Here is a 25,000-nt window from a genome sequence, read left to right as displayed (position 1 = left end):
TTCCATTCTCTTGTAAGGGCCGCGCTGGGCGGTCTAGGAGTGCTGCAGATAGTATCCGAGGGGGCCAACCCGTGCAAACCGTCAGCACACTCGAAATGTTGAGAAAATCGTTAGCCGGGTTGCGTGAACAGGGCGCGACCATCGGGCTCGTTCCCACCATGGGCGCGCTGCACGAAGGGCATCTGACGCTGATCCGCGAGGCGAAATCGGCCTGCGACCACGTGATCGCATCGATCTTCGTCAACCCGACCCAGTTCGGGCCGAACGAGGATCTTGACGCCTATCCGCGCCAGTTGGCCGAGGATTCGGCCATGCTGGAGGGCGAGGGCGTTTCACTGCTCTGGGCTCCGACGGTGGAGGCGATGTATCCCGATGGGTTTGCAACGAGCATTTCGGTAACCGGCGTGAGCGAGGGGTTCTGCGGCGCCGACCGCCCGGGCCATTTCGATGGCGTCGCGACGGTCGTGTGCAAGCTCTTCAACCAGGTCATGCCCGACAAGGCGTTCTTCGGCGAGAAGGACTACCAGCAGCTCGCCGTGATCCGCACGATGGCGCGCGATCTCGGCCTGACCGCACCGCACGTGAGCAACATCATCGGTGTGCCGACGGTGCGCGAAGCGGATGGCCTCGCGATGTCGAGCCGCAACCGATACCTGTCGCCCGAACAACGCGAAGCGGCCGCCACTCTGCCCCGCGCCATGCGCGAGGCCATCGCACGGATCGAGGATGGCGCGGATGTCACCCGGACGCTTGCCGCGCTCGAGGACGAGCTTCTCGGCGAAGGCTTCGACCGGGTCGATTACGCCGATCTGGCCGATGCGCGCTCGCTCGCAAGATTGACGGAACTCGGCGATTCGACCGGGCGGCTGCTGGTCGCCGCGCGGATTGGCGGCACGCGACTGATCGACAATATGGCGGTCGGCAAAAACTGACTTGGAGGGAATCGGCCCTTCGTCCTATGTTCGGGCGAAGGCACCGGCATCGCCGGCTGCCAGCGCGATGAGCCAAGGCAAGGTCGATTACTGGGATGCACTGGCGCAGGCCGCGCAGGCTGACAGCGTGGTCTCCTTTCGTCGCGCCATTCACCTGATCCTCGATGCAATCGAGTTCGACTCGCTCTATTTCCTTGCGCCCGTGGTGGCCGACCGCCGCGTCGGACGAGTCTTGTGGAACGTCGGCTTTCCAGAGTTATCCGAGCAGCACTACCGCGAATACGGCTGGAAGTACGATCCCCTGCCCGACATTGCACTCAATCGTAGCAGCGCCTTCCGCTGGTCGGACGCGCCGCGCCTTGCCAGGCTGACGCGACAGCAAAAGGAGTTTCTCAGCCGGATTGGAGAAGGGGTCGGAGTACCCTGCACCGGCCCCTTTGCCCGGGCCGGCTTTGTCGGTGTCGGCAATCCGCACGAGGGTGTCGTCATCGACGATGCGCTCGTGCGCAAAGTCCAGGTGGCGGCGCAGCTTTGCTTCCAGCGCTATTGCGAGCTCGTCAGCGTACGTGACGAAGAACCGCCCGATCTCTCCCAGCGCGAACTCGACGTGATCCGCTGGATCGGCGAAGGAAAGAGCAATGCCGTGATCGCGGAAATCCTCGGCATCACCAAGAACTCGGTCGACAGTTACGTAAAGCGGATTTTCGCCAAGCTGGGCGTCTCCGACCGCACCGCAGCCGCGGTGAAGGCCGTCGCTCTTGGCCTAATTGCGACGGGTGAACACAGCAAGAAAGCGGCCCACCGACCGCGCTGGCGCAACTAGCCAGATCATCGCCCCTCAGGTGGGGGACAAGCCATATTATTGCAGGGGTGTTACTGGCCTTCGCAAGATTGGCAGCAAGAGCCTTTCGGGTTTCAGCCGGGCGCAGCCGAACAATCGGCGCGTCCGGCTTTTTCATGCCTGGAGCGTATGAATCGGCCCGATCAAGCGCCGGTTTCGAGACGTGCAAATTGTCGGAAAGTTGGAGCGGGTAGCGGGAATCGAACCCGCATAACTAGCTTGGAAGGCTAGGGCTTTACCACTAAGCTATACCCGCCCGGGCACCTTCAGTGGGCGCGCGCAATTGCCATGATTACACGGGCTTCGTCAATAACTGTCTTCACCATCCAATCCCCGACCTTTGGCCGGATCGCGGTGGCGAATCAGGCTTCGGGATCCTCCGCCGCATCTTCCGCTGGGGCGTCCGCGCCAGCTTCGGGAATAGCAATGGTCAGTTCGACCCGGCGATTGGCGGCGCGGCCCTCTTCATTGGGCGATCCATCGGGAAGAGCGTTGGGCTCGATCGGATTCTGCTCGCCGAAAGCGATCGTAGTGATGCGCTCCGCATCCGTGCCGTTCTCAACCAGCCAGTCACGCACAGCTTCGGCGCGGGCCATGGAGGCGCGCATATTGGCCTCGTCCGATCCCCCCGCATCGCTGTGAGCGCGCAAGGTGATTGCGCCGCCTTCCTGGAATTGCTCGGATTCGAGAACCCGCTCAAGTGCCGCCACCGCAGCATCGCTAAGGGCGCTGCCACCTTCCGCGAAAGCTATTGTTGTTGCGAGCGGCTCAAGCGGATCGACAGGGCGCTCGATCTCGACATCGGGGCGAAGGATCGAAACGGGTTCGCCATCGGACGTAGGAGTGACGACCGGTTCCGGCTCTTCATTACGTTCGCCGCAAGCGGCAAGCGCGCCGGCGAGCAGGAGTGCCACGGCAGGAGCGGTGAGAGATTGTGGGCTCATGTTTGAGTTCTCCTTGGTCATGCAGGTTGCGGGCTCGAACCGCCGCCGCGTTGTGCCCGGCGAGCCACCTGATCCTTGTGCCTTTCGGCAGGCGGCGAGAAGGAAATGATCGTATCGCCGGCACGGGGGTCCGGCCGGGCTGCGTGGGTAAAGAAGCGCAGGCGGCCAGTGCCGCTACGGATCAGCATCAGCATGTGGGTGCTTTCAGGAAGCTTTTCCTGCGCGTCTTCGAAATCGAACTCGTCCGACAGTTTCGTCTTGCGGAAGACCCAGCCTTCGGACTGGCGCTCGTTGACGTCGGCGACCCCAAATCCGGATTCGAACAAGGCGCGACCGCGCAGCGATGGGGGCAATGCGTGGCGGTCATCCTCATCGACGCTTTCGCCAAGCTGGTAGACAGAATCGCGGCCGATCTCGTGCGCAAACTCGTTGCAGACGAGCGTATTGTAGGCTTCGTTCTCCGTCGCCGCGACCAGCACCTGGAAGGGCGACAGGTCGAGATTGTGCTCGGTTGCCTCGTTCAGGATTTCCCCATGATAGAAGGGCAGGCCTTCGCGTCTGGCCGGGCCGAGCCTCTGCCAGCTCGAATCGACGACCATCACGGGAGTTTTCAGCGCCTTCAGTTCTTTCGCCAGCGCAATCGTCCAGGGGGTCGAGCCGACGATGAGCAAGCCGGGGCGCGAGGTCCCCTTGATGCCGAGCAGACGCGCGGCGATGTCCACCGTGAAGCCGTGAGCGATGACGGTAGCGACGACGACCGCAAAACTGAGTCCGGTCAGCAGTTGACCACCCTCGATGCCGAGGTCTCCGAGGCGCAGGGCGAACAGGCCGGAGATTGCAACCAGCACAATACCGCGCGGCGCGATCCAGGCGATAAAGAGCCGCTCGTTCCATGGGACGGACGTTCCGAGCAGACTGATCAGAACCGTCAGCGGGCGAACGATAAACAGCAAGGCGAGCAGGAACAGCAGCGGACGCCAGCTGGTCTGGAGATAGCTCAGCTCTTCCCATTGGAGCGAAGCGGACAGCAGGATGAAGATGCCCGAGACGAGGAGAACCGCAACGTTCTCCTTGAACGGGTGGATACTTCTGAGGCTGGAGACAGCCATATTGGCGAGCGCCACGCCCATAACGGTGACGGCGACGAGACCTGCCTCATGCTCGATCTTGTTGCAGATCACGAACACGCCAATGACGGTGATGAACAGCACCGGCACCTTGAGATATTCGGGCACTGCCCCGCGAGGGAATAGGTAGGCGATGACCTTGGCTGCGGCATAGCCGATCAGGCCCGAGAGAATCGCGGCGAAGATCAGCGGCGGAACAACCTCGACCAGCGAAGCGCCAGGTGCTTCTGCGACGCGGCGGAAATACTCATAGGCGATGACCGCGCAAAGCGCGCCGGTCGGATCGTTGACGATGCCTTCCCATTTCAGGATCGAGGCTGGCCGCGCCTGGATATTGGCTTGTCGCAGCAGCGGAATGACGACGGTCGGACCGGTAACGATCAGAATGCCGCCAAACAGCACTGCTACCGGCCACACGAGACCGGCGATATAGAAGCCCGCTGCCGCGCCGAGCACCCAACCGACGATGACGCCCACAGTGGCAAGACGCCAAACCGCGTCGCCGGAATGGCGCAGTTCGCGCAGATCAAGACTTAGCCCGCCCTCAAACAGGATCAGTGCAACACCGATCCCGACCATCGGCTCGAGCATTTCGCCGAACGCCGCTTCAGGATCGATCAGCCCGGTTATCGGCCCGGCGATGAAACCGGCGGCGAGCATCAGGACGATCGCAGGCCAGCCGGTGCGCCAGGCGAGCCATTGTGCGCCGATGCCCAGCACGCCCACAATGGCTACAGTAAGTGCTATCGAATTCATTCGGCTGACCGCCCCTCGCGTAAAGCTTCACCTGCAAAATGCGCCGGAGAGCGAATCTTTCCCGCTTCCCGGATCGAAGCCGCTCAGTCGCCCTCGAACTGGATGAGCGCCTCGACCGATAGATCGGCCGCACGCAGCCGGTCCGCGCCGCCCAGATCAGGTAAGTCTATCACGAATAAGGCATGGCCCACATCTGCGCCCGCCGTACGGAGCAGTTCGGCTGCGGCAAGTGCAGTACCTCCCGTCGCGATGAGATCATCGACGATTGCCACACGCTGTCCGTCGGCGATCAGGCTCGGATCGATTTCGAGCCGGTCGCTGCCGTATTCGAGAGCATAGTCGATGCCGATCGTTTCGACCGGAAGCTTGCCGGGCTTGCGGACGGGGACGAAGCCGAGCCCCAGTTGCACGGCGACCGCAGCGCCGAATATGAAGCCGCGCGCCTCCATGCCAGCAATCGCTTCCGCGCCGCTGGCGCGCGCCATATCGGCAAGATGCGCGATCGTCGCGTTCAACCCCGCACCGTGATTGAGGAGCGTCGTGATATCGCGGAACTGGATGCCCTTCGCCGGGAAGTCCGGCACGGTGCGGATCAGTGCCCTGAGCTCGTCTTGTGTCATTTCCAGTCCCCGCACGGTAATTCCCAATGCAAAACGCCCCGCCATCCCGATGGGGACGGCAGGGCGTCTTGTGTCTTGTGTGTCAGGATCGGTTTTATCCCGCGATCAGTCTTCCCGGCGCGGCTTGACCGAGGACCAGATCTGCTTCTTCGACAGATAGGCGAGGATCGTCGCAAACAGGAGGAAGCCAAGAACGGCAAGGCCGGTTTGCTTGCGCTTCACCATGGTCGGTTCTGCGGTCCAGGTCAGGAATGCCGCCACGTCCTTCGACATCTGGCTGATGGTCGGCTCCGGATTGCCCTCGGCATAGGTCACCTGGCCATCCATGCTGAGCGGCGGGGCCATCGCGATGTTGAGATTGTGGAAGTAGACGTTGTGATAGAGACCCGGTCCCGGTGCCGCCTCAGGATGCTCTTCGAGCACTTCGGGCGACGGATCCTGATAACCGGTCAGCAGCGACGCGACGTAATTGCTGCCGTCGTGACGCGCCTTGGTGATCAGCGAGAGATCCGGCGGGATCGCGTTGTTGTTCGCCGCAGCAGCTGCGACCTTGTTGGGATAGGGCGACGGGAAATAATCGGTCGGTTCACCCGGACGCGTGGTCGCTTCCCCGGTGTTAGGATCGATGCCCGGAACCTGCCAACTGGCCGCTTCTGCCTTCACCTGCGCTTCCGAATAGCCGAGGTCGGCAAGATTGCGGAAAGCCACGAACTTGAGGCTGTGGCAGGCGGCACAAACTTCCTTGTAGACCTGGTAGCCGCGCTGCAGCTGCTGGCGGTCCCAATTGCCGAAAGGCCCGTTGAAGGAAAAGTCGATATCCATCGGCTCTTCATAGGGCAGGTGCTTGATCGGCTCCTCGGTCGCGGCGGCATAGGCGCCGAACAGGAAGGAGATCAGTGCAACGCCTGCGAAGCCCAGACCGATAAGGATTGCGAAAAGGCGGATCATTGGTTCGTCTCTTTCTCTCGTCCTTTGGCGGCCGCGGTCAAACCGCAGGCTCCGCGTTTTCGCCCAGCACGGCCTTCTTATCCGATCCGAGCACCGCTTCGGTGATCGAATAGTGCAGCGGCTCGGGCCGCTCGACCATGCTGATGATCGGCAGGATCACCAGGAAGTGCAGGAAGTAGTAAGCCGTCGCCAGCTGGCTCAGCATCACATAGGGTTCTTCGGCAGGGCGGCCGCCAAGATAGAACAGCAGCGCCATGCACGGGATCAGGCCGAACCAGAAGAACTTGCGGAACATCGGGCGATAGTGCCCGCTGCGTACCGGCGAACGATCGAGCCAGGGCAGGAAGAACCACAGCAGGATCGAGCTGAACATCGCGATGACGCCCCACAGCTTGGCCGGCAGGATGAAGTCCATCGTGAAGGCGCGCAGGATCGCGTAGAACGGATAGAAGTACCATTCGGGAACGATCAGCGCCGGGGTCGAAAGCGGGTTCGCCTCGATGTAGTTGTCCGGGTGACCCAGCGCGTTCGGCATGTAGAACACGAAGATCGAGAAGATGATCAGGATAAGGCCGAGCCCGAAACCGTCCTTCGCCGTGTAGTAAGGGTGGAACGGCACCGTGTCGCTCTCGCTCTTCACTTCGACGCCGGTCGGGTTCGAGGAACCCGGGATATGCAGCGCCCAGATGTGCAGGATCACGACACCCGCAATCACGAACGGCAGCAGGAAGTGCAGCGAGAAGAAGCGGTTCAGAGCCGCGTTATCGGGCGCATATCCGCCCAGTAGCCATATCTGCAGAGGCTCGCCCACCAGCGGAATAGCGCCGAACAGGCCGGTGATGACCTTGGCGCCCCAGAAGCTCATCTGACCCCAGGGCAGCACGTAGCCCATGAAGGCGGTCGCCATCATGAGAAGGAAGATAACCACGCCGAGCAGCCAGATCATCTCGCGCGGAGCCTTGTATGATGAGTAGAACAGGCCGCGGAAGATGTGCAGGTAAATGACGACGAAGAAGAAGCTGGCGCCGTTGGCGTGCGCATAGCGCATTACCCAGCCCCAGTTGACATCGCGCATGATGTGCTCGGTCGTCGCGAAGGCAACCTCGGCATTTGCTGCATAGTGCATCGCCAGGATAACCCCGGTGATGATCTGCAGAACGAGGAAGAACCCGGCCAGAACGCCGAAATTCCACATGTAGTTGAGGTTGCGCGGAACCGGATAGCCGGCACCGACGGCATTGTAGACGAGGCGCGGTAGCGGCAGCTTTTCGTCAAGCCACTTCGTCAGACCCGTCTTGGGTTCGTATTCGCGTGCCCAGGCAAAACTCATAGGGTTTCTCTCAGCAATCAGCCGACTTGAATGACAGTGTCGGACAGGAATTCGTATTCGGGAACTTCGAGGTTGGTCGGCGCAGGACCCTTGCGGATGCGACCGGCCGTATCGTAGTGCGAGCCATGGCAGGGGCAGAAATACCCGCCATATTCGCCCTTGAGCTCACCCTCAGCAGCACCGAGCGGCACACAACCAAGGTGCGTACACACACCCATGGTCACGAGAATGTCTTCGTGTCCGGCCTTGGTGCGATCGGCGAGCGATTCGGCATCGCGCAGCGAACCGGTCGGCGTAGCGTTGGCCGCTTCGATCTCGGCAGGCGTGAGACGCTTCACGAAAAGCGGCTGCTTGCGGAACACCGCCTTGATCGCCTGACCAGGCTCGATCGCCGAGACATCGACTTCGGTGCTGCTCTCGGCGAGAACGTCAGCCGACGGTGCCATCTGGCTGATCAGCGGCAGCAGCACGGCAACGCCGCCCACACCCGCTGCGCCCACAGCAGCAATATTGATGAAGTCGCGCCGCCGAACACCATCTTCGCCGCCGTCTGCGACCATGTCTGGAGTTGCGGTGCCTGTCGTTTCAGCCATCAGCCTTAACCTTGCTCAAGCCTATCACCCCGTGTGCCGGATGGCGGGGCTGTCAATCAATTGTCATCACGGCAAGGAAGACCTGGAGGAAATCCCGCCGCAGCTCAACCGGGGAGAGACCCTCTCAATGAAAGCCGCAGACCCCTGTTTGGGCGCGCTGATAGACGCAATGCGCGATATTGCCAACCGCCTTTTAGGAAGCAATTGTTCGCAAATGTGCAAGCGTCAGCTGAGGGCGACGAGACTGATCTGGCGTCCGTAATTGGGCGCGCCTTCGTGCGTCGCGCGGCGGTAGGAGAAATAGCGCTCGCCCAGATCATAGGTGTCGAGCGCGCAGTCCTCGATCGTTTCGACGCCCGCCCGGCGTAATCGCGAAGCGACATAGGCAGGCAGATCGAACTGCCAGTGGCCCGGGCGACCGGGCGCGAAGAACCGGTTATCCTCAACTTCGAACTGCTCGCGGAAGCCCTCGTCGACCTCGTAGCTGGCCTGCGCAATGGTCGGACCGATGGCGGCGGCTATATCGCCGCGATGCGCGCCGAGCGCCTCCATTGCATCCAAAGTGTTTTCGAGCAAGCCGGAGTGCGCGCCGCGCCAGCCCGCGTGCGCTGCACCGATTACACCCGCGCCGGGATCGGCGAACAGCACCGGCGCGCAATCAGCGGTGACGATGCCAAGTACGAGACCCGGCGTTGCGGTCACAAGCGCATCGGCAACCGGGCGGCCCTCGGGGTCGTCCGTCCACGCTTCGGTTATAGTGATAACGTCCGGCGAATGGACCTGGTGCGGCGCAACCAGCATGCCGCCAGCCAGAATCGCTTTCGCCACCCCGGCGCGCGAGGCTGCAATCTGTGCCGGATCGCCCTCCCCGCCATAACCGAACTGGTGCGCTCCGCCGCCATGGCCGGCGAAACCATGCGGCACAGCGCCGAGAACCTCGGCGCGCTCCAGGTCGAAACCGGCTGCGGCCATCAGAGCCCTACCCCTCGAGGCTGCGTGCGACTTGCTCGTAGATATCGCGCGAGAGATTGCCCGCCTTGGCGATTCGCTCGAGCTCGCCGCGCATCTTCTCGGCGCGCCCTTCCTCGATCTTGCGCCACTTGCCGAGCGAGGGGACGAAACGCGCCGCCGTCTGCGGATTGATCGGATCGAGCTCGAGGATGAGGTCGGCCAGCATGCGATAGCCCTCGCCGTCGGCGGCGTGGAAGGCCTGCGGATTACCGGCGAAGGCCATGTAGAGCGAGCGCACGCGATTGGGATTGCGGAGCGTGAAGTCATCGTGCTTTGCCAGCGCCTTCACATGCTCGATCGCCTGCGGGTGGAGCGAGAGCGCCTGCAGGGTGAACCACTTGTCGATGACCAGCGCATTGCCCTTGTAGCGATTGTAGAAATCGAGCAGCCGCGCCGTGCGCTCGGGACATTCGAGGCCGCACAGCACCATGAGCGCACCCTGGCGGTCGGTCATGTTGTCGGCCTTGTCGTACTGGTGCGCGGCCAGCTCGGCCGCCTTGGCCGGGTCGCTCGCAGCGGCATAGGTGAGCACCTGCGTCTTGACCTTGCGCGCACCGCGCGCGCCCTCGCCATCGAAGGGGACGGCTTCGCAGCGGTCGTAGAGCGCATGGAACTCGCTCGCGAGCGTGGTGCCCAGCGTCGCCTTCAATCCTTCGCGCGCTTCGTGAATACGCGCCGGATCGGGCCGGTCCATCTGCTCGAAGAGATAGCTCTCGCTTGGCAGCGTCATCAGCTCGCCGCGCATCGCATCGTCGAGCGCATCGTCGGTGAGAATCGCGCCGAGCGCTTTCGCCAGAGCATCTTCGCCAGCGGCCCTGTCGGCATCGGACCGATCGCCGGAAGCGACCGCGACCAGATGCCCGACAGCAAGCTCCTGCAATGCCTCGTAGCGGGCGAAAGGATCGTCGTCGGATGCCGCGAGGAAAGCCAGATCGTCCTGGCTGACATCGCGTTTGATCCTGACCGGCGCGGAAAAGCCGCGATTGATCGACACCACCGGATCGGGACCGGCGAGCGGATATTCGAAGGTCTGCTCGGCCTCGGTCAGCACAGCCAGCTGTTCAGGGCCGGTGGCTCCATTGGCGCGCGAATGAACCGCGAGGCGCAGCGGGATCGGAACCGGCTTCTTCTCGGACTGTCCCGGCGTAGCGGGCACTTCTTGTGAAAGCGTCAGTTTCAGACCGTCACCGACAACCTCTTGCGCTACGGTGACGCGGGGCGTGCCTGCCTGGCTGTACCACAGCCGGAACTGCTTGAGGTCGAGTCCGGCGCCATCCTCGATCGCGCTGACGAAATCCTCGCAGGTCGCGGCTTCACCATCGTGGCGGTCGAAATAGAGATCGGTGCCTTCGCGGAACTTTTCAGGACCAGCCATGGTCCGCATCATGCGGATGACCTCGGCACCCTTGTTGTAGATCGTCGCGGTGTAGAAGTTCGAGATCTCGCGGTAGCTGTCAGGCCGGATCGGATGGGCGAGCGGCCCCGAATCCTCGGGGAATTGTGCCGCGCGCAGGATCCGCACGTCCTCGATCCGCTTGACCGCTTCGCCCTGCATGTCCTGGCTGAACAGCTGGTCGCGCAGGACGGTGAAGCCTTCCTTGAGGCTCAGCTGGAACCAGTCGCGGCAGGTGATGCGGTTGCCCGACCAATTGTGGAAATACTCATGCGCGATCACGCCTTCGATCGCGTCGTAATCCGCGTCGGTCGCGGTTTCCTGATCAGCGAGCACGTATTTCGTGTTGAAGACGTTGAGCCCCTTGTTCTCCATCGCGCCCATGTTGAAATCGGAGACGGCGACGATGTTGAACAGGTCGAGGTCGTATTCGCGGCCGAAGGTTTCCTCGTCCCACTTCATCGACTTCCTGAGCGATTCGAGCGCGTGATCGGTGCGCGGCAGGTCTTCCTCGCGCACCCAGATGTTCAGTTCGACCTCGCGGCCGTTCATCGTGGTGAAGGTGCCGCGATTGCTGACCAGATCGCCCGCGACCAGCGCGAAGAGATAGGACGGCTTGGGCCAGGGGTCGTGCCACTCGGCCCAGCGTTCGCCCTCTTCCTCGCCGGTCGCGACTTCATTGCCGTTGCACAGCATGACCGGGAATTGCTCGGCAGAGCCGCGCATCTTGACGGTGTAGACCGAAAGCACATCGGGCCGGTCGGGGAAGAAGGTAATGCGGCGGAAACCCTCGGCCTCGCACTGTGTGCACAGCATTCCGCCCGAGGCATAGAGCCCCATCAGCTGGGTGTTGGCCGACGGATCGATTTCCGTGGCGATCTCCACCTCGTGCGCGTCCGATGACAGCGGCAGGATCAGGTCGTCGCCGTCCATGCGCCAGTTATTGACCACCTCGCCATCGACCTTGACCGACAGGAGTTCGAGACCGTCGCCATTGAGGCGCATGGTGTCGGCCGGATCCGCCTTGGCATTGCGCGCGACGGTGAGCTTCGACACGACCCGCGTTGCGTCCAGTCCGAGATCGAAGTCGAGATGCGTCTCCGACACGATCCAGGGATAAGGCTTGTAATCCTCCCGGCGGATTACCGGCGGCTCGTGCGGGGTCGGCGCGGCATCGGCGAGTTCGGGGTTGCCATCGGGCGTGGTGGGGGTCGTTACAATATCCATGAGTCTCGATTTAGGTTGATTGAGGCCGGGGTCCAAGGCTTAGAACGCGCAGCATGGCGCAAATGTTCATTTTCGGTCTGGGTTATACGGCAGGTCGCATCGCCGATGCGCTGAAGGCGCGCGGCTGGCAGGTCAATGCGACCGGCAGCGCAGGCAATGTGGATTTCGGCGATTCCGAAGCGGTCGGCGCGGCGCTCGGACGAGCGAGCCACGTCCTCTCTTCGGTGCCGCCCGACCGGAAAGCCGGGATCGATCCCGTGCTGGAAAACTATCGCGAAGCATTGAGCGGCCAATGGATCGGCTATCTTTCTTCGACGGGAGTCTACGGCGACCAGAAGGGAGCCTGGGTGGACGAGAGCGCGCCGACAGGGACCGGCAGGCGCTCGGCCCGCAGCGAAGCCGATGCGCAATGGATGGAGCTGGGCGCGCGCGTATTTCGCTTACCCGGAATCTACGGGCCGGGGCGCAGCGCGCTCGACCGCGTGCGGGAAGGCAAGGCGCGGCGGATCGACATGCCGGATCAGGTCTTCAGCCGCATCCATGTCGAGGACATCGTATCGGGCGTGCTGGCGGCCATCGACAGCCACGCCCCCGCAGGTGCCTACAACCTCGGCGACGATTTGCCCGCCAGCAGCAATGCCGTGACCGAGGAAGCCTGCCGCCTGCTTGGCGTAGAGCCGCCACCGCTCGAAACGCTGGAGGAAGCGAATCTCAGCGAAATGGCGCGCGGCTTTTACTCGGAGAACCGCCGCGTCGCGAATGGCAAGGCGAAGCGCGTGCTCGGCTGGGAGCCGAAATATCCGACCTACAAGGAAGGCCTTGCTTCGTTGATTTAGCGGCGACAGCGCGCCACCAACACCTCAATCCGTCGGGTGCCGGATCGCGGCGCTCTGCTGCACCTGCACGGCTTTCTGCCGCCGCGCCTTCAGCGCCAGCATCATGCCGAGGATCGCGAGCGCCATTCCGCCCGCGCTCAATGCGGTCCAGCGATAATCCTCGAACAGGGTCGAAAGCAGCATGGCCACGCTGACGGTGAGGATCGAGTTGTAGGCGGTCCGCCCTGCGCCGATCTCGCGCACGAGATTATAATGCAGCGGGAAGGTGACGACCGATCCGATCAAGGCGAGATAGACGATCCCCGCCCAGTAATCCCATTCGGTCGGCAGCGGCGGCGCTCCGGCGGTCGCCACGGCAAACACTCCGTCGAAGATTACGCCATAGAGCATCGCCCAGGCGAGCAGGCTGACCATCGGTACCGCGCGCCCGACCTCGTTCGCCTGCACGACGTTGGCGACCGAGGCCGCGAGAATGCCGAGCATGGCCAGCACGATGCCGAGCCCCACGCCGTCCCCTAGCGGGGCGAGCCGCCATTCCTGCAAGAGAAGCATCGAGACACCGACAATAGCCACCGCGCTGCCGAAAATGAATCCGGGCGTGACTTTCTCGCCCAGCACGAAGCGCGCGAAGAGCGCATTGGGCACCATCAGCAGGGCGAACATCATCGCGACGATGCCCGAGGTCACGTAAAGCTCTGCGTGATAGACGAAGAGAAAGTTTCCGCTGAACTGGAACACGCCGACCAATGCGGCGAGCTTGTGTTCCGGGCCGGTCAGCCGCAGTCGCCGCTTCATCAGCATCGCGACAAGGAACAGCGCGGGCATGGCAACGAGGAAGCGATAGAAGACCGACCAGGCCGCCGGAACGCCGTCGATCTGGCCGGTGATGACGAACCAGGTCGAACCCCAGATCGTGCCTGTCAGGACGAATGGAATGATGACCCGCAGGCGCAGCAGGCCCGCGCTATCGCCCCCGCTCATAGAGCCGCGATTGCCTTGCCTAGCGCGACGGCGTCTTCTTCTCGCGTATTCCACGCGGCAACGAAACGCGCGGCATCCGCACCCCAGTCGTAGAAGTCGAAACCTTGGCTGCGCAGCGCCTCACGTTCTTCTGCGGTGCAGCGCGCAAAGACCTCGTTGGCTTCGACCGGATGCATCAGCCGCTCGTCGCAGCCCGCCGCGATCTCGGCCGCCGCCGCATTGGCAGAGCGCGCATTCTCGAGCCACAAATCGCCGTCGAGCATGGCGTGGATTTGCGCGGCGAGATAGCGTCCCTTGCATTGCAAATGGCCTGCCCGTTTGCGGCGGTATTTGACGAGATCGGCCTGCGCCGGATCGAACAGAACCAGCGCTTCTGCGCTCATTCCGCCGTTCTTGATGAAGCCGAAGCTGAGCGTGTCGACATGCCCCGCCGCATCGCTGGACGAGCCGCCAAGGAACGCTGCGGCATTGGCAAAGCGTGCGCCGTCCATGTGGAGGCCGAGCCCGCGTTCCTTCGCAAACTCGCTCAGCGCAGCCAGTTCTTCGGGCCGGTAGGTACAGCCATACTCGCTCGCCTGCGTAATCGCGATCGCATGCGGCTGGACCTGGTGGACGTCATCGCGGATCGGATCGATCAGTGCGGCGATGCTCTCGGGCGTGAGCTTGGCGCTTTCGGCACCATGACCATCGGCGCATAGCATCAGCTTGGCCCCGTGGAGGAAGAACCCCGGCGCCCCGCCCTCGTCCACCTCGATATGCGCCTCTTCATGACACACCACGCCGCCATGCGGCTGGCACAGCGTAGCGAGGCCAAGACAATTCGCCGCAGTACCGGTCGCCACCCAGATTGCCGCGCATTCGCGGCCGAAGATCTCCGAAAACCGGTCATCGAGGCTGGCCGAAAGGCCGTCCCCGTCATAGGGCATATCCGGATTGTCAGCCTGGCGCAGCGCATCCCAGATATCGGGGTGAACGGAAGCGGCGTTGTCGGAAAGAAATGGCATACGTTTCGTCATTGTGGAACGCGTGTAGCGCAAGGCGCGTTGAGCGCAAGAAGGGAGCAAAAGCCAATGACCGACCCCGCAGCCAAAGGCGAAGAAGGGATCAAGATCACCCACCATGTCCAGGGACAGGGTGGCACCTACGTCGCGCATCTGCCCGGCGAAGATCTCACCGGTTACCTCGAGTGGGAGCCGGAGAACGGCAATGACGATGTGCGCATCGCAACGCATACGGTCGTTCCCAAGCCGATCGGCGGACGCGGTGTCGCCGCGCATCTGGTCAGGCGTCTCGTCGCCGATGCCCAGCGCAAGGGCTTCAAGATCGTGCCGCGCTGTTCCTACGTCGCGGCCAAGTTCGACGAGAATCCGGAATGGTCGGATTTGCGCGCCGAACGATCGTCCGAATAATCGAGCTGCGAGAAATCGGTCGCGGCAATGCTTTGCGTGATCGCCTTACGCAGTTCGCGCGCGCGCTCCAGCGGTATGCCGGGAATCGCGAAATCTCCTCCCGCCAGCCCCAGGTGCAGCGTCGCATAGCCGCGCCTTTGCGCGATCGGCCCCTGCCTGATCTCGACCGAATGCAGCTTCACCCGCGAACCGATCTTGGTACGGGGAGAAAGCACTCCGCGTGACGCGATGACCTGCCGCGGATCGAGCGCATGGCGGTGGAAGCGCCAGCCGAAATAATTGGCGAGAGCCGTTATGCCTGCCAGCGCGAGCGGGATCAGCACGAAGCCGGTCGGCGCGAAGATCGCCACCGGTATGGCGGCAATCAGGAAGAACGCAGCGTCGATGATCGTGCTGTCGGTGCGATAACGCTTGCTCGCGCGGTGCCAGTCGAGATCCTCGGCAGGCGGCTCGAACCCGGCGGCACGGATGATCGGGTCGATCTCCTCGTGCTGCGCGAAGGGCGCGACGACATGGCTCGACGAGCCAGCATCCTGCGCGAGGCTGACGAACTTCAATCCGTGCCAGCCGAAACGGTAGCGTATCAGGCCCGTGCCGATCTCGACGGCCTGTACCCGGTGCGCGGGCATCACGACGTCGGTGCGAGTGAACAACCCCCTGCGGCGGCGGAAACCGCGCGCGGTCTTTTCAAGGATGAACCCCCATTCGCGGGCGAAGGTTCGCGCTAGGCCCGTAGCCGATCCGATCACAAGCAGCGCCGCGAAACCGGCGATAGCGCTCAACACCTGGGCCATCGGACCGAGGCTGGAGATGAAACCCTGCTGGCTTTCGACCCAGCCGCGCCACAGGTCCGGGTCCCACAGCTCGATGCCCATGAAGGTCTCGGCATATTGGGCAAGACCGCCGAGCACGGCGAAGACGGCAAGCGAAAACTCGAACAGGCCGAAAGTGAACAGCCGCTGCGTGTCCATGGTGAACAGCGCCTGCGCGTCTTCTTCGGCCGCAGGCGCGTCGGCTGATGCGCTGCTCTGGCTGGCGCTATCGCTTTCGCCCTCGCGCCGTTCGCGCACCACTTCGCGCAAGCGCTCGCCTTCCTCTTCGGAAAGGTAAGAGAGCTTGAGGTCTTCCCCTCCACCCGAGCCGGTTTCGAACTTCACTTCGACGAGGCCGAAAAACCGCGGGATCAGCGCCTGTTCGAGGCTGACATCTTGAATGCGCTCGAACGGAACCGAACGCGCCGCGCGGCTCAGGATGCCGTATTCGACCCGGATATCCTCTTCATTCACCTGATAGGTGAACTTGCGCCAGGCGAGCCATGCGCGAACGCCCGACAGGATTATCACGGTGAGGCCGATGAGGATCGCCAGCGACAGGCCGAACCCTTCGTCGCGCAGCACGAATAATGCAGCGAGAACCGGAAAGATCGCACTGCGCAAACCGGCGATGGCTTGCACCACGAAACTCAGGGGGTCGGTGCGATGCACTTCGCCTTCACCCGATGGCACCGCTGCCGGCTCCGGCTGCGAGGAAGAGCGAGATTGCGATGGCGATGATGGGACTGATGCCGTGATCGGCACGCTTATCGCATCGCGGCTTGTCGTTTCGTCGGGCCCGGCCATCGCGCTTACAGCGCCTCGCGCTTGATATGGCTGCGGATTTCCTCGCGCATCTCGCGCGCCAGCTTTTCGTCGAGGCCCGGCAGGTCGACCGACGCGTTATGGGTGCCCGCGGTATGCAGGGTAAGCGTCGCGATCCCGTAGTAGCGTTCGAGCGGGCCCTGGTTCACGTCGATATGCTGCACCCTGCCGAACGGGACCACAGTATCGGCGCGGAACAAGATGCCGCGCACCACACGCAGCCGGTCGGCGCTCATCGCATAGCCGCGCGCGAGATGGCGGCGCAGCGGGACGCGCAGGATCACGGCGAGCGCGATCAGCGCAACCGGACCGACAATGACGCCCGTCGGTAAAAGGTCCGCACTCTCGAGCACGAGTGCACCGATCAGGAACGGGATCGAGGCGAGCGCCGCGGAAATGCGCAGCACCTTCACATGGTTGGGATGCAGCTTGGTCAGAGCATCATCATCGTCGCGCGGCGCTACATCGGCGGAAGGGGCAGCGGCGGAGGGGGCAGCGGCGGCGGCATTCCGCTCGGCAATCGGGTTGGTCTCGTCCATACCGTCTTATTTGGGCAACACGCCTCGCTCCGTCAACAAATTGCGGCAGGTCGGCGCGTGCACCGGCGAGCCTAGCGCAATTGGCAGGCGGATTGACCCGGGCGCTCGCATAGTGTCGCTTGCGCAAATACAATTCCGCCAGGAAACCCATTCGCAAAGGAGAGCGACCATGCCCAAACTCCATTCCAGCCTCGGCCCCAATCCCCGCCTCGTACGCATGTTCCTCGTCGAAAAGGGCCTCGAGGAAGGCAGGGATTTCGAGCGGGTTCATTATGACATCATCGCCGGCGAGAACCGCCAGAGCGAAGCGCTGACGGGCAAGAACGAGCTGCAGACACTGCCCGTTTTCGAGCTCGACGACGGCACCGTGCTGACCGAGAGCTGGCCGATCTGCGAATATCTCGAAGAGGTCCATCCATCGCATAATCTCTTTGGCGAGACGCCGGTGGAGCGTGCCGAAGTGCGCAAATGGGCGCGCCTGTTCGACCAGGAAGTCGTCGTGCCCATGACGATGGGCTTCCGCGCGACCTCCGGCCGTCCGATGTTCGAACCGCGCATGGCCGTGCTGAGCGAGAGCGCAGGGGCCGAGATGACCGCCATGTCGGACGAGAAATGGCGCTGGTTCGACAAGGCGCTGGGCGGCAGCAACCACTTCGCGCTGGGCCGCTTCACCTTTGCCGATCTGATCGTCTTCGCCTTTGCAAACTTCGGCTTCACCATCGGCTGGAAACTGCCCGAGGGAACCGCCAATCTCGCGCGTTTCATCGATACGCATAACCAGCGCGCCTGCGCCGCGATCTGGAAAGAGGCCGAGTAGGCATGCCCGACCTTTCGGGCAAGGCGGCGATCGTCACCGGCTGCGCCAGCGGCATCGGTGCAGCGGCCGTCAGGCGTCTCGTCGCGGACGGCGCACAGGTGCTCGGCACCGATGTAAACGCGGAAGCCGGGCAGGCGCTGTGCGATGAGGCGGGCGCGGTGTTCGCGCTGCAGGACGTGTCGGACCGCGACCGCTGGAAGGGCATCGTCGCCATTGCGAAGGAGCGCTTTGGGCGGCTCGATATCCTCGTCAACAATGCCGGGATCGTCAGCGGGGCCTCGATCGGCGAGGACGACGACGAAGCGATGTTCGCCGCATGGGACCGGGTCATCGCGGTGAACCTGTCGGGCACGATGGCGGGATGCCGCGCGGCGATCGGCGCGATGAAGGATAATCCGGGCGGCGCATCAGGTTCGATCATCAACATCGCCTCGACCACCGCGATGGCGCCGTTGCCGACCGATGTCGGCTATTCGGCGAGCAAAGGCGGCGTGCGCGTGCTGTCGAAATCGGTGGCGACATGGTGCGCCCAGCAGGGCTACGCGATCCGCTGCAACACGGTGATCCCCGGCGCGACCGAGACGGGCATCCTCGATGCGACCGAAAAGGAAATGCCGGGGTTCAAGGCGGCGGTCGCGGCAACTTCCCCCATGAACCGGCTGGCGGATCCGGCGGAGACGGCCGCTGCGATCGCCTTCCTCGCCAGCGACGAATGCCCCTTCATGACCGGAGCGGAAATGCTGATCGATGGCGGCGCGCTGTCGATCCATCCGGGGTTCTGAGCAGGCGGCTCAGCTGGCGGCAATTCTTTCCAGATAGCCGGTGATACGCATCTGTCGCGCGGTCCACGCGAATATTGCAAGCGCGGTAGCACCCGCCAATGCGCTCACGATCAGCACAGCGTCCCCCAGCGCAGCATTGCCGCGAGTCGGCTCCAGCATGTCGCTAAGCCAGCCAATCACGCCGAGGCCGAAAGCCTGGCCGATGAGATTATTGAAGAACAGCGCGAAGGCGACCGCGAAGCCGCGCTGCGAAGGTTCCACCGCTGCCTGGATGCCCGACATGATCGGTGCCTGGCTGGCGACGTAAATACCGTAGCTGACCGCAAACAATCCGAGAAAAAGCGCGAAGTCGCCGACTTCGAAAGCGAGCCACAGGGGGAGGATGCACAGCAGGCTGACGATACCCGGCAGCCACGCGCGCCAACGCTCGTCGAAACGCACCAGCCAGTCGGTCACCACGCCGCCGAGGATCGGCCCGGGCACACCGCCGATAAGAAATGCCAGTCCGAGATAGAGTGCGATATCGCCGACCGATACTCCGAACAGGCGGATCATGGCAGGCGCCAGCCAGAAAGCCATCGCATAGCCGATCATGATCTGCACCGCCCAACCCGCCGCAAGGCCGAGAAACACCTTGTTGGCAAGCAAGCTCCTCACGGTCTCGCCGAGCGGCAGTTGTTCGACCCTCGCACCCTTCGGCGCATAGCGTCCGCGCTGTGGCTCGACGACGGTGAAGTATAAAAGACCGCCGATGACGAAGCCCGGCAGCGCCATCAGGATAAACGCCATGCGCCAGCCGAACGCCTCGGCCAGCAGCCCGCCTGCCATCAGGCCGGTCACCGTGCCGAGCGTCGAGCCGAGCGTGAGGAAGCCCATGGCGCGCGCCAGTTCCTTGCGCGGAAAATAGTCGGCCAGCATGGATTGCGAGGCCGGGCCCGAGCACCCTTCCCCCACGCCCACGCCGGTCCGCGCGAAGAACAGCGTCCAGAACCCGATCGCCATGCCGCACAGCGCGGTCATCAGGCTCCAGAAGCTGATCGCACCCGCGACGATATTCTTGCGCACCGATCGGTCGGCCAATCGCGCTGCGGGAAAGCCGATGATCACATAGGTCGCGGTGAAGGCAATCCCGCCGAGCAGCCCGAGCTGGGTATCGCTGAAGTCGAACTCGGCCTTGATCTCCTCGAGCAGGATGGAGAACACCAGCCGGTCTGCCACGCTGAACAGCAGCGTGACGATCAGCAGGCCAAGCACATACCAGCGATAGCGGCTCGGCTTTTCCTCGTTATCAGTGATGCGGTCGGGCGTAGAGGCCATTGTCCACCGGGATCTCGAGGCCATTCAGGAAACGCGCTTCGTCGCTCGCAAGGAAGAGCACGCAATTGGCGACGTCGCGTGGATCGCCAAGCCCGTCTGCCGGCAGCGGGCCCTCTGCAATATCCATCAGCTCTTCGCCTGCGCGCCCGGAGATATCGCGCACCATCGGGGTCTCGATCCCGCCCGGTGCAAGCGCGTTGCAGCGGATGCCGTAACCCTCGTCCTGGCAGTGGATCGCGATCGACTTGGTCATAGAGCGGATCGCACCCTTCGCGGCGGTATAGGCGACGATGTTGCCGTACCCCATCAGCGCGGCGGTCGAGGCCATGTTGATGATCGACGATCCTGCCCCGCCCACCTTCTCGTGCCGGTTCTTCATCAGCGGAATGGCGTATTTGCATCCCAGGAAGGTGCCTTCGACATGGATCGCCATATGGAGGCGAAAATTGTCGAGCGAACATTCCTCGACGGTTTCGAAGATGACGTTTCCGGCATTGTTGACGAGAATGTCGAGGCCGCCGTGCCGCTCCTTGACCGCCTGCATCACGGTCTTCCATTGGTCTTCGTCGGTCACATCGAGCGCCATGGCATCGCCGCCGATGCTATCTGCAACCTGGTGCGCCAGTTCGACTTCGCGGTCGGTCACGATCACGGTCGCGCCTTCTTCCGCCAGTCTTTCGCAATCAGCCTTGCCCAGCCCCATCGCGCCGCCTGTAACCAGCGCGACCCTGCCTTCGACCCGTCCGGTCATTCTTGTCTCCCTCTCTCTTTCCTGGAGGGCAGACTATCCGGAAGCGAACAGCCCGCCACTGTCGAAAGCGCTCATGGCAAAAGCAAATGAGTTGGGCACGGCCTCCACCAAAATGTCAGTCGTCGGGCCGGAACGCCTTGATAGTCTCGCGGGCACGGGAGACAGCAGATGATGAATCAGGCCGAGATCGATCGGTACAAGGCACTGATGGAATGGGAGGCCGGACGAAAGGGGCCGCCCGAGGGGTTCCCCGATCTGCCGGATATGCCCGCCGCGCGCTACACCTCTTCCGAGTTCTACGCGCTCGAGCAGGAGCGCGTGTTCCGCAAGAGCTGGCTTTTCGCGGGACACATTGACGAGATACCGGAGCGCGGCTGTTACATGCGCTGGCACAATGCCGGCGATCCGATCATGATCGTTCACGGCATAGATGGCGAAGTCCGCGCCTTCTACAACACCTGCCGTCATCGCGGCGCGCCTGTCGTGACCGAAGACCGCGGCAGGTCTCCGCGCCTTATCTGCGGCTATCACCACTGGACCTACAAGACCGACGGCACGCTGGTCGGCGTTCCGCAGCGGCAGGACTTCCCTGCGGATTTCGACATGAGCTGCCGCGGGCTCTTGCCGGTGCGCTGCGAGATGCTGGGCAATCTCATCTTCGTCAATTTCGACGAGGATGCGGCAAGCCTGCTCGACTATCTCGGCCCGGTGGCAGACGAGTGGGAGGAATTCCAGTTCGACAAGCTGCGCCTCGCCGCGCGGCACAGCTTCGATCTTAAGTGCAACTGGAAAGTCGCGATGGAGGCCAACATGGAAGTTTACCATGTGCCCTTCATCCATCCCGAAACGGTAGCGCCGCTGGTCGATGCGCACCGCAACGTCAACACGCTCTATCCTCAGGGGCATGGCCGCATGCTGGCACCTGCACCGAAGGACTTCGACCGCGAAAACGTGCGGGCGATCGAGCACCCGCCCGAATGGCAGACCATCGAGACGGTCGGCGAGTTCGGACGCACGGCGACGCAGAGCTATACGATCTTCCCGAACTGGGTGGCGCCGATTTCCAACTATTTCGTGCCGCCGCTGATCTTCTGGCCGACCTCGCTCGACACCTGCCGGCTCGAACTCATCACGATGGCACCTGACTGGGGCGAAGGCCCTGCTCCGGACCTCTGGACGGTGCCCGATGAAAGCCAGCCCAATGGCCGGGCCATGGCCGACCTGATTCAGGAGGACACGCAATTCGGCGAAGCGATCCAGCAATCGATGGAGAGCCAGGGTTTCAAGAGCGTGCCGCTGTCCTATCAGGAATCGCGCATCTACCATTTCCATCAGCATCTCGATCGCGTGATCGGACTCAATGCGATTCCTGCGGAATTGCGGGTCGAGCAGGTCATCGGTGACGAGTGGAAATACCCCAACGATCCGCGCGTCGCGCAGATGGAACGCGAGGCGAAGGAGCCAGCGACCGCCGCTGAATGACGCTACGGAATTCGGGGGTTGTGGCCGAAATGTCGCACTCCCCCAAAGTCCCTAGCGCTTTTGCTAGATGAGCAAAACGGGGGCGCGCCATACACATTGCATACTAGCCGCGGCGGGTTTTCGCCGGGCCTGAGGGACTTGGGGAACGGACACGAAAAGTCCGTCCCAAAAGGGAGAGAGCGACCATGATCAAATTCCAAACTCGTAATCCGTCCACGCTCCGCAGCGTCTTGATGGGCGGTGCAGCGGCCATGGCACTGACCGGCTTCAGCGGCACAGCGATGGCGCAGGGCGCCGACGATATGGCAGTCGAAGAGACTGCAGGAGACAATGTGATCATCGTCCAGGCACGCCGCCAGGCGGAAAGCCTGCAGGAAGTCCCCGTGACCGTGACCGCGATCGGTGGCGACACGCTCGAGCGCTATGCCGTCGACCAGGTCGCCGACGTCGTCAGCCGCGTTCCGACCCTCAATGTCCAGGTTGGCGGCTCGGGTTCGGGCGGCCAGCTCAGCCTGCGCGGAGTCGGCTCTTCGAACATTTCTGCCGCATTCGATTCGGCGGTCGCATTCGATTTCGACGGCGTGCAGGTCTCGACCATGCGCCTCGTCCAGGCGGGTTTCTTCGACACCGCCCAGATCGACGTCCTCAAGGGTCCGCAATCGCTGTTCTTCGGTAAGTCTGCCTCAGCCGGCGTCTTCGCGATCCGTTCTTCCGACCCCACCCCAACCTGGCAAATCGGCGCAACCGGCTCCTACGAGTTCGAGGAAGAAGGTTACGTCGTCAGCGGGTTCATCTCGGGTCCGATCAGCGACACGCTCGGTATTCGTCTTGCCGCCCAGTACAACGACATCGACAAATACGTCGAGCTCCAGCCCGGCACGCCGGCGGTCAACCAGTTCCGCAGCCAGAAGAATTTCGTCGGGCGCGCAACTCTCGAATGGGACACCGATTTCGGCCTCAATGCCAATCTCAAGGTCCAGTACGTCAAGAACGAGGGCGATGGCGCCATCGGCCATACGGACATCAGCTGCGGTGCCAACGGCATCGCCGATCCGGTCTATCTGCTTCAGGGCGGACTGGTGATCCCGGCGGGCAATGACTGTAATGCGACCGACGGGCTCTACTATATTCCCGACACCGCACCGCCGCTGGCCCAGTCCGTGCCGACCGCATCCGGCCCGACCAAGGCGCTCGGTTACGGCGGTGTGCCGTTCTCCGAAACCGAGCTGTGGTTCGCCCGGCTCAAGCTCGACCTCGAGCTGAGCGATAACTTCTCGCTCGTTTCGACGACCGGTTTCGTCGATCTCGATGCGACCGACGTCGACAACTATTCCTACGCCGGTCTGCTGGCTCCGGGCGTCCCGGGCGGCGTAGGCACCAGCGACCCGAGGAACACTCTCAAGCAGTACAGCCAGGAAATCCGCCTCGAAACCGATTTCACGGGCGGGATCAACTTCATGCTCGGCGGCTTCTACGAATGGCGCGAGTTCCTGTTCGACACCGCACAGAACGGGGTCAACATCTCCTTCGTCGCACCCGATCCTATCACCGGCTTCACCTTCGACTGGGACAAGGCCCAGACCACCAAGACCGAAGCGGTTTCGCTCTTTGCCAGCACGATCATCGATCTGACCGACCGGCTCGAACTGTCGGGCGGTGTGCGCTGGACCGACGAGACCAAGACCTCGACCATCTCGGTACCCTACGTCCACGCCTTCCTTGCCGCGACTCCGGCCTTCATCCAGAGCGGCTTCTTCTCGGGCCCGATCGAGTTCCAGGACAGCAATTGGTCGCCCGAAGCGACGATCAAGTACGAAGTCAGCGATGACGTGAACGTCTTTGCCTCGTTCAAGACCGGCTTCAAATCGGGCGGTATTGATAATTCGGCACTTCCGTCGAACAGCCTCAGCCAAGCAGCTGCGAGCGGTGACTTCAGCGCGCTGGTCTACGAATCCGAAACCGCGATCGGCGGCGAGGTCGGTCTCAAGTCGCAGTTCGCAGGGCGTTCGGTGACCTTCAATGCCACGGCCTTCTACTATGTCTTCGACGATCTGCAGGTGCAGAACTTCGACGCGGCAGCGGTTCAGTTCGAAACGCTGAATGCGGGTGAAGTGACCACCAAGGGCGTCGATATCGGCTGGGGCTGGGATACCCCGGTGGAGGGCCTCTCGCTCTCGGGCAATTTGTCCTATCTCGACGCGCAGTTCTCCGACACCTTCATCGCCGGGCTCGGGCAGGATCTCGATGGCCGCGCCGTCGCCCGCGCACCGGAGTTTTCGGGTAACCTCGCTTTCGACTGGATGGTCCCGCTCGGCGACTCGCTCGAACTGGGCCTCGGCGGCAACGCGGTCTACTCCGGCAGCTACTTCACCAATGAAGACACGCTGACCGACCTCAAGCAGGACAGCTACGTCAGCCTCGACGGCCGGATTTCGATCGGCCATCCCGATGGCGACTGGAAACTCTCCCTGATCGGGGTCAACCTGACCGACGAGATCTGGATCAACACCTCGAGCGGCCGCCCCTTCCTCGAACCGGGCGTCGGCGATGATCTGGTGCTCACCCAGAACCGCGGACGGCAGATTTTTGTCGAAGCAAGCGTCAGGTTCTGACGCAGCTTACCAACCCGACACCCTCATCAACCGGTCTCACTGGGGGGTGAGAAGGCGGGCGGATCCCACAGGTCCGTCCGCCTATTCATTGGTGGCGCGGCGAAATCGGCTTCTC

22 protein-coding genes and 1 tRNA gene are annotated in these 25,000 nt (G+C 63.0%); 8 read left to right on the top strand and 15 right to left on the bottom strand.

Annotated features, from left to right (window positions below):
- The first annotated feature begins 71 nt into the window (after positions 1-71).
- Both panC and CCE89_RS07060 read left to right on the top strand, forming a co-directional pair.
- Positions 72-932, top strand: coding sequence for a pantoate--beta-alanine ligase (panC, locus tag CCE89_RS07065; protein ID WP_086437345.1), 861 nt, complete (start codon positions 72-74; stop codon positions 930-932).
- A gap of 67 nt (positions 933-999) precedes the next feature.
- Positions 1,000-1,755 carry a helix-turn-helix transcriptional regulator gene (locus CCE89_RS07060; protein WP_143255982.1) on the top strand — a complete coding sequence of 252 codons (756 nt, stop codon included), beginning with the start codon at positions 1,000-1,002 and terminating at the stop codon, positions 1,753-1,755.
- Positions 1,756-1,955: 200 nt separating this feature from the next.
- Here CCE89_RS07060 and CCE89_RS07055 read toward each other — a convergent pair.
- The 9 genes from CCE89_RS07055 to pepN all read right to left on the bottom strand — a co-directional run bounded on the left by CCE89_RS07055 (position 1,956) and on the right by pepN (position 11,722).
- Positions 1,956-2,029: transfer RNA gene (locus tag CCE89_RS07055), tRNA-Gly, on the bottom strand.
- A gap of 106 nt (positions 2,030-2,135) precedes the next feature.
- Complete coding sequence (locus tag CCE89_RS07050; RefSeq protein WP_159456609.1) at positions 2,136-2,717, bottom strand: OmpA family protein; 582 nt, start codon at positions 2,715-2,717, stop codon at positions 2,136-2,138.
- Between the two features lie 17 nt (positions 2,718-2,734).
- Complete coding sequence (locus CCE89_RS07045) at positions 2,735-4,600, bottom strand: cation:proton antiporter (protein WP_086437342.1); 1,866 nt, start codon at positions 4,598-4,600, stop codon at positions 2,735-2,737.
- A gap of 83 nt (positions 4,601-4,683) precedes the next feature.
- Positions 4,684-5,220: an adenine phosphoribosyltransferase gene (locus CCE89_RS07040; protein WP_086437341.1), complete on the bottom strand. Its 537-nt coding sequence runs from the start codon at positions 5,218-5,220 to the stop codon at positions 4,684-4,686.
- Between the two features lie 105 nt (positions 5,221-5,325).
- The gene (locus tag CCE89_RS07035; RefSeq protein ID WP_086437340.1) at positions 5,326-6,168 is read right to left on the bottom strand and encodes a cytochrome c1; all 843 of its coding nucleotides are present in this window, start codon (positions 6,166-6,168) and stop codon (positions 5,326-5,328) included.
- A 37-nt stretch (positions 6,169-6,205) separates the two neighbouring features.
- Positions 6,206-7,498 (bottom strand): cytochrome b, encoded by a 1,293-nt coding sequence (locus CCE89_RS07030; RefSeq protein ID WP_086437339.1) that lies wholly within the window; start codon positions 7,496-7,498, stop codon positions 6,206-6,208.
- A 17-nt stretch (positions 7,499-7,515) separates the two neighbouring features.
- Entirely contained in the window at positions 7,516-8,091 is a 576-nt protein-coding gene (gene petA, locus CCE89_RS07025) for a ubiquinol-cytochrome c reductase iron-sulfur subunit (protein ID WP_086437338.1), read from the bottom strand.
- A gap of 225 nt (positions 8,092-8,316) precedes the next feature.
- On the bottom strand, positions 8,317-9,063 hold the full coding sequence (gene pgeF / locus CCE89_RS07020) for a peptidoglycan editing factor PgeF (protein WP_086437337.1): 747 nt from the start codon (positions 9,061-9,063) through the stop codon (positions 8,317-8,319).
- Positions 9,064-9,070: 7 nt separating this feature from the next.
- Positions 9,071-11,722 carry an aminopeptidase N gene (gene pepN / locus CCE89_RS07015; RefSeq protein ID WP_086437336.1) on the bottom strand — a complete coding sequence of 884 codons (2,652 nt, stop codon included), beginning with the start codon at positions 11,720-11,722 and terminating at the stop codon, positions 9,071-9,073.
- Between the two features lie 53 nt (positions 11,723-11,775).
- Here pepN and CCE89_RS07010 point away from each other — a divergent pair, with 53 nt between their 5' ends.
- Positions 11,776-12,558: an SDR family oxidoreductase gene (locus CCE89_RS07010; protein WP_086437335.1), complete on the top strand. Its 783-nt coding sequence runs from the start codon at positions 11,776-11,778 to the stop codon at positions 12,556-12,558.
- A 24-nt stretch (positions 12,559-12,582) separates the two neighbouring features.
- On the opposite strand, the gene CCE89_RS07005 is transcribed toward CCE89_RS07010, so the two are convergent.
- Both CCE89_RS07005 and CCE89_RS07000 read right to left on the bottom strand, forming a co-directional pair.
- Positions 12,583-13,539, bottom strand: coding sequence for a DMT family transporter (locus CCE89_RS07005; protein ID WP_086437334.1), 957 nt, complete (start codon positions 13,537-13,539; stop codon positions 12,583-12,585).
- Positions 13,536-14,555 carry a threonine aldolase family protein gene (locus CCE89_RS07000; protein WP_234989987.1) on the bottom strand — a complete coding sequence of 340 codons (1,020 nt, stop codon included), beginning with the start codon at positions 14,553-14,555 and terminating at the stop codon, positions 13,536-13,538. The genes CCE89_RS07005 and CCE89_RS07000 overlap by 4 nt, the downstream gene beginning before the upstream one ends.
- A 54-nt stretch (positions 14,556-14,609) precedes the next feature.
- Here CCE89_RS07000 and CCE89_RS06995 point away from each other — a divergent pair, with 54 nt between their 5' ends.
- Positions 14,610-14,948 (top strand): GNAT family N-acetyltransferase, encoded by a 339-nt coding sequence (locus tag CCE89_RS06995; protein ID WP_086437332.1) that lies wholly within the window; start codon positions 14,610-14,612, stop codon positions 14,946-14,948.
- On the opposite strand, the gene CCE89_RS06990 is transcribed toward CCE89_RS06995, so the two are convergent.
- Positions 14,879-16,567 carry a PH domain-containing protein gene (locus CCE89_RS06990; protein WP_086437331.1) on the bottom strand — a complete coding sequence of 563 codons (1,689 nt, stop codon included), beginning with the start codon at positions 16,565-16,567 and terminating at the stop codon, positions 14,879-14,881. The genes CCE89_RS06995 and CCE89_RS06990 overlap by 70 nt on opposite strands.
- A 5-nt stretch (positions 16,568-16,572) precedes the next feature.
- Entirely contained in the window at positions 16,573-17,124 is a 552-nt protein-coding gene (locus CCE89_RS06985) for a PH domain-containing protein (protein WP_086438016.1), read from the bottom strand.
- A 169-nt stretch (positions 17,125-17,293) separates the two neighbouring features.
- On the opposite strand from CCE89_RS06985, the gene CCE89_RS06980 reads away from it, so the two are divergent.
- Positions 17,294-17,941, top strand: coding sequence for a glutathione S-transferase family protein (locus tag CCE89_RS06980; RefSeq protein WP_159456608.1), 648 nt, complete (start codon positions 17,294-17,296; stop codon positions 17,939-17,941).
- 2 nt (positions 17,942-17,943) lie between these two features.
- Entirely contained in the window at positions 17,944-18,723 is a 780-nt protein-coding gene (locus CCE89_RS06975) for an SDR family oxidoreductase (protein ID WP_086437329.1), read from the top strand.
- A gap of 9 nt (positions 18,724-18,732) precedes the next feature.
- Here CCE89_RS06975 and CCE89_RS06970 read toward each other — a convergent pair whose 3' ends face one another.
- Both CCE89_RS06970 and CCE89_RS06965 read right to left on the bottom strand, forming a co-directional pair.
- Positions 18,733-20,040, bottom strand: coding sequence for a spinster family MFS transporter (locus tag CCE89_RS06970; RefSeq protein ID WP_159456607.1), 1,308 nt, complete (start codon positions 20,038-20,040; stop codon positions 18,733-18,735).
- Positions 20,012-20,791 carry an SDR family oxidoreductase gene (locus CCE89_RS06965; RefSeq protein WP_086437327.1) on the bottom strand — a complete coding sequence of 260 codons (780 nt, stop codon included), beginning with the start codon at positions 20,789-20,791 and terminating at the stop codon, positions 20,012-20,014. Before CCE89_RS06965 ends, CCE89_RS06970 begins: the two co-directional genes overlap by 29 nt.
- A 168-nt stretch (positions 20,792-20,959) precedes the next feature.
- On the opposite strand from CCE89_RS06965, the gene CCE89_RS06960 reads away from it, so the two are divergent.
- Both CCE89_RS06960 and CCE89_RS06955 read left to right on the top strand, forming a co-directional pair.
- Entirely contained in the window at positions 20,960-22,273 is a 1,314-nt protein-coding gene (locus CCE89_RS06960) for an aromatic ring-hydroxylating oxygenase subunit alpha (RefSeq protein WP_234989986.1), read from the top strand.
- Positions 22,274-22,458: 185 nt separating this feature from the next.
- The gene (locus CCE89_RS06955) at positions 22,459-24,885 is read left to right on the top strand and encodes a TonB-dependent receptor (protein WP_086437326.1); all 2,427 of its coding nucleotides are present in this window, start codon (positions 22,459-22,461) and stop codon (positions 24,883-24,885) included.
- The last annotated feature ends 115 nt before the right edge of the window (positions 24,886-25,000 follow it).

This window comes from Altererythrobacter xiamenensis, from assembly GCF_900177715.1.
In the GTDB taxonomy this organism is placed as follows: Bacteria; Pseudomonadota; Alphaproteobacteria; order Sphingomonadales; family Sphingomonadaceae; genus Erythrobacter; species Erythrobacter xiamenensis.
The sequence above is the reverse complement of the archived record's forward strand: the minus strand, read 5'-3'. Positions and strand labels throughout refer to the sequence as shown.

Bases quoted from the DNA above. Each gene is read 5' to 3' on its own strand.
- CCE89_RS07060 (WP_143255982.1), top strand. From the start codon at position 1,000: ATGAGCCAAGGCAAGGTCGATTACTGGGATGCACTGGCGCAGGCCGCG.
- CCE89_RS07050 (WP_159456609.1), bottom strand. From the start codon at position 2,717: ATGAGCCCACAATCTCTCACCGCTCCTGCCGTGGCACTCCTGCTCGCC.
- CCE89_RS07045 (WP_086437342.1), bottom strand. From the start codon at position 4,600: ATGAATTCGATAGCACTTACTGTAGCCATTGTGGGCGTGCTGGGCATC.
- CCE89_RS07040 (WP_086437341.1), bottom strand. From the start codon at position 5,220: ATGACACAAGACGAGCTCAGGGCACTGATCCGCACCGTGCCGGACTTC.
- CCE89_RS07035 (WP_086437340.1), bottom strand. From the start codon at position 6,168: ATGATCCGCCTTTTCGCAATCCTTATCGGTCTGGGCTTCGCAGGCGTT.
- CCE89_RS07030 (WP_086437339.1), bottom strand. From the start codon at position 7,498: ATGAGTTTTGCCTGGGCACGCGAATACGAACCCAAGACGGGTCTGACG.
- petA (WP_086437338.1), bottom strand. From the start codon at position 8,091: ATGGCTGAAACGACAGGCACCGCAACTCCAGACATGGTCGCAGACGGC.
- pgeF (WP_086437337.1), bottom strand. From the start codon at position 9,063: ATGGCCGCAGCCGGTTTCGACCTGGAGCGCGCCGAGGTTCTCGGCGCT.
- pepN (WP_086437336.1), bottom strand. From the start codon at position 11,722: ATGGATATTGTAACGACCCCCACCACGCCCGATGGCAACCCCGAACTC.
- CCE89_RS07010 (WP_086437335.1), top strand. From the start codon at position 11,776: ATGGCGCAAATGTTCATTTTCGGTCTGGGTTATACGGCAGGTCGCATC.
- CCE89_RS07005 (WP_086437334.1), bottom strand. From the start codon at position 13,539: ATGAGCGGGGGCGATAGCGCGGGCCTGCTGCGCCTGCGGGTCATCATT.
- CCE89_RS07000 (WP_234989987.1), bottom strand. From the start codon at position 14,555: ATGACGAAACGTATGCCATTTCTTTCCGACAACGCCGCTTCCGTTCAC.
- CCE89_RS06995 (WP_086437332.1), top strand. From the start codon at position 14,610: ATGACCGACCCCGCAGCCAAAGGCGAAGAAGGGATCAAGATCACCCAC.
- CCE89_RS06990 (WP_086437331.1), bottom strand. From the start codon at position 16,567: ATGGCCGGGCCCGACGAAACGACAAGCCGCGATGCGATAAGCGTGCCG.
- CCE89_RS06985 (WP_086438016.1), bottom strand. From the start codon at position 17,124: ATGGACGAGACCAACCCGATTGCCGAGCGGAATGCCGCCGCCGCTGCC.
- CCE89_RS06980 (WP_159456608.1), top strand. From the start codon at position 17,294: ATGCCCAAACTCCATTCCAGCCTCGGCCCCAATCCCCGCCTCGTACGC.
- CCE89_RS06975 (WP_086437329.1), top strand. From the start codon at position 17,944: ATGCCCGACCTTTCGGGCAAGGCGGCGATCGTCACCGGCTGCGCCAGC.
- CCE89_RS06970 (WP_159456607.1), bottom strand. From the start codon at position 20,040: ATGGCCTCTACGCCCGACCGCATCACTGATAACGAGGAAAAGCCGAGC.
- CCE89_RS06965 (WP_086437327.1), bottom strand. From the start codon at position 20,791: ATGACCGGACGGGTCGAAGGCAGGGTCGCGCTGGTTACAGGCGGCGCG.
- CCE89_RS06960 (WP_234989986.1), top strand. From the start codon at position 20,960: ATGATGAATCAGGCCGAGATCGATCGGTACAAGGCACTGATGGAATGG.
- CCE89_RS06955 (WP_086437326.1), top strand. From the start codon at position 22,459: ATGATCAAATTCCAAACTCGTAATCCGTCCACGCTCCGCAGCGTCTTG.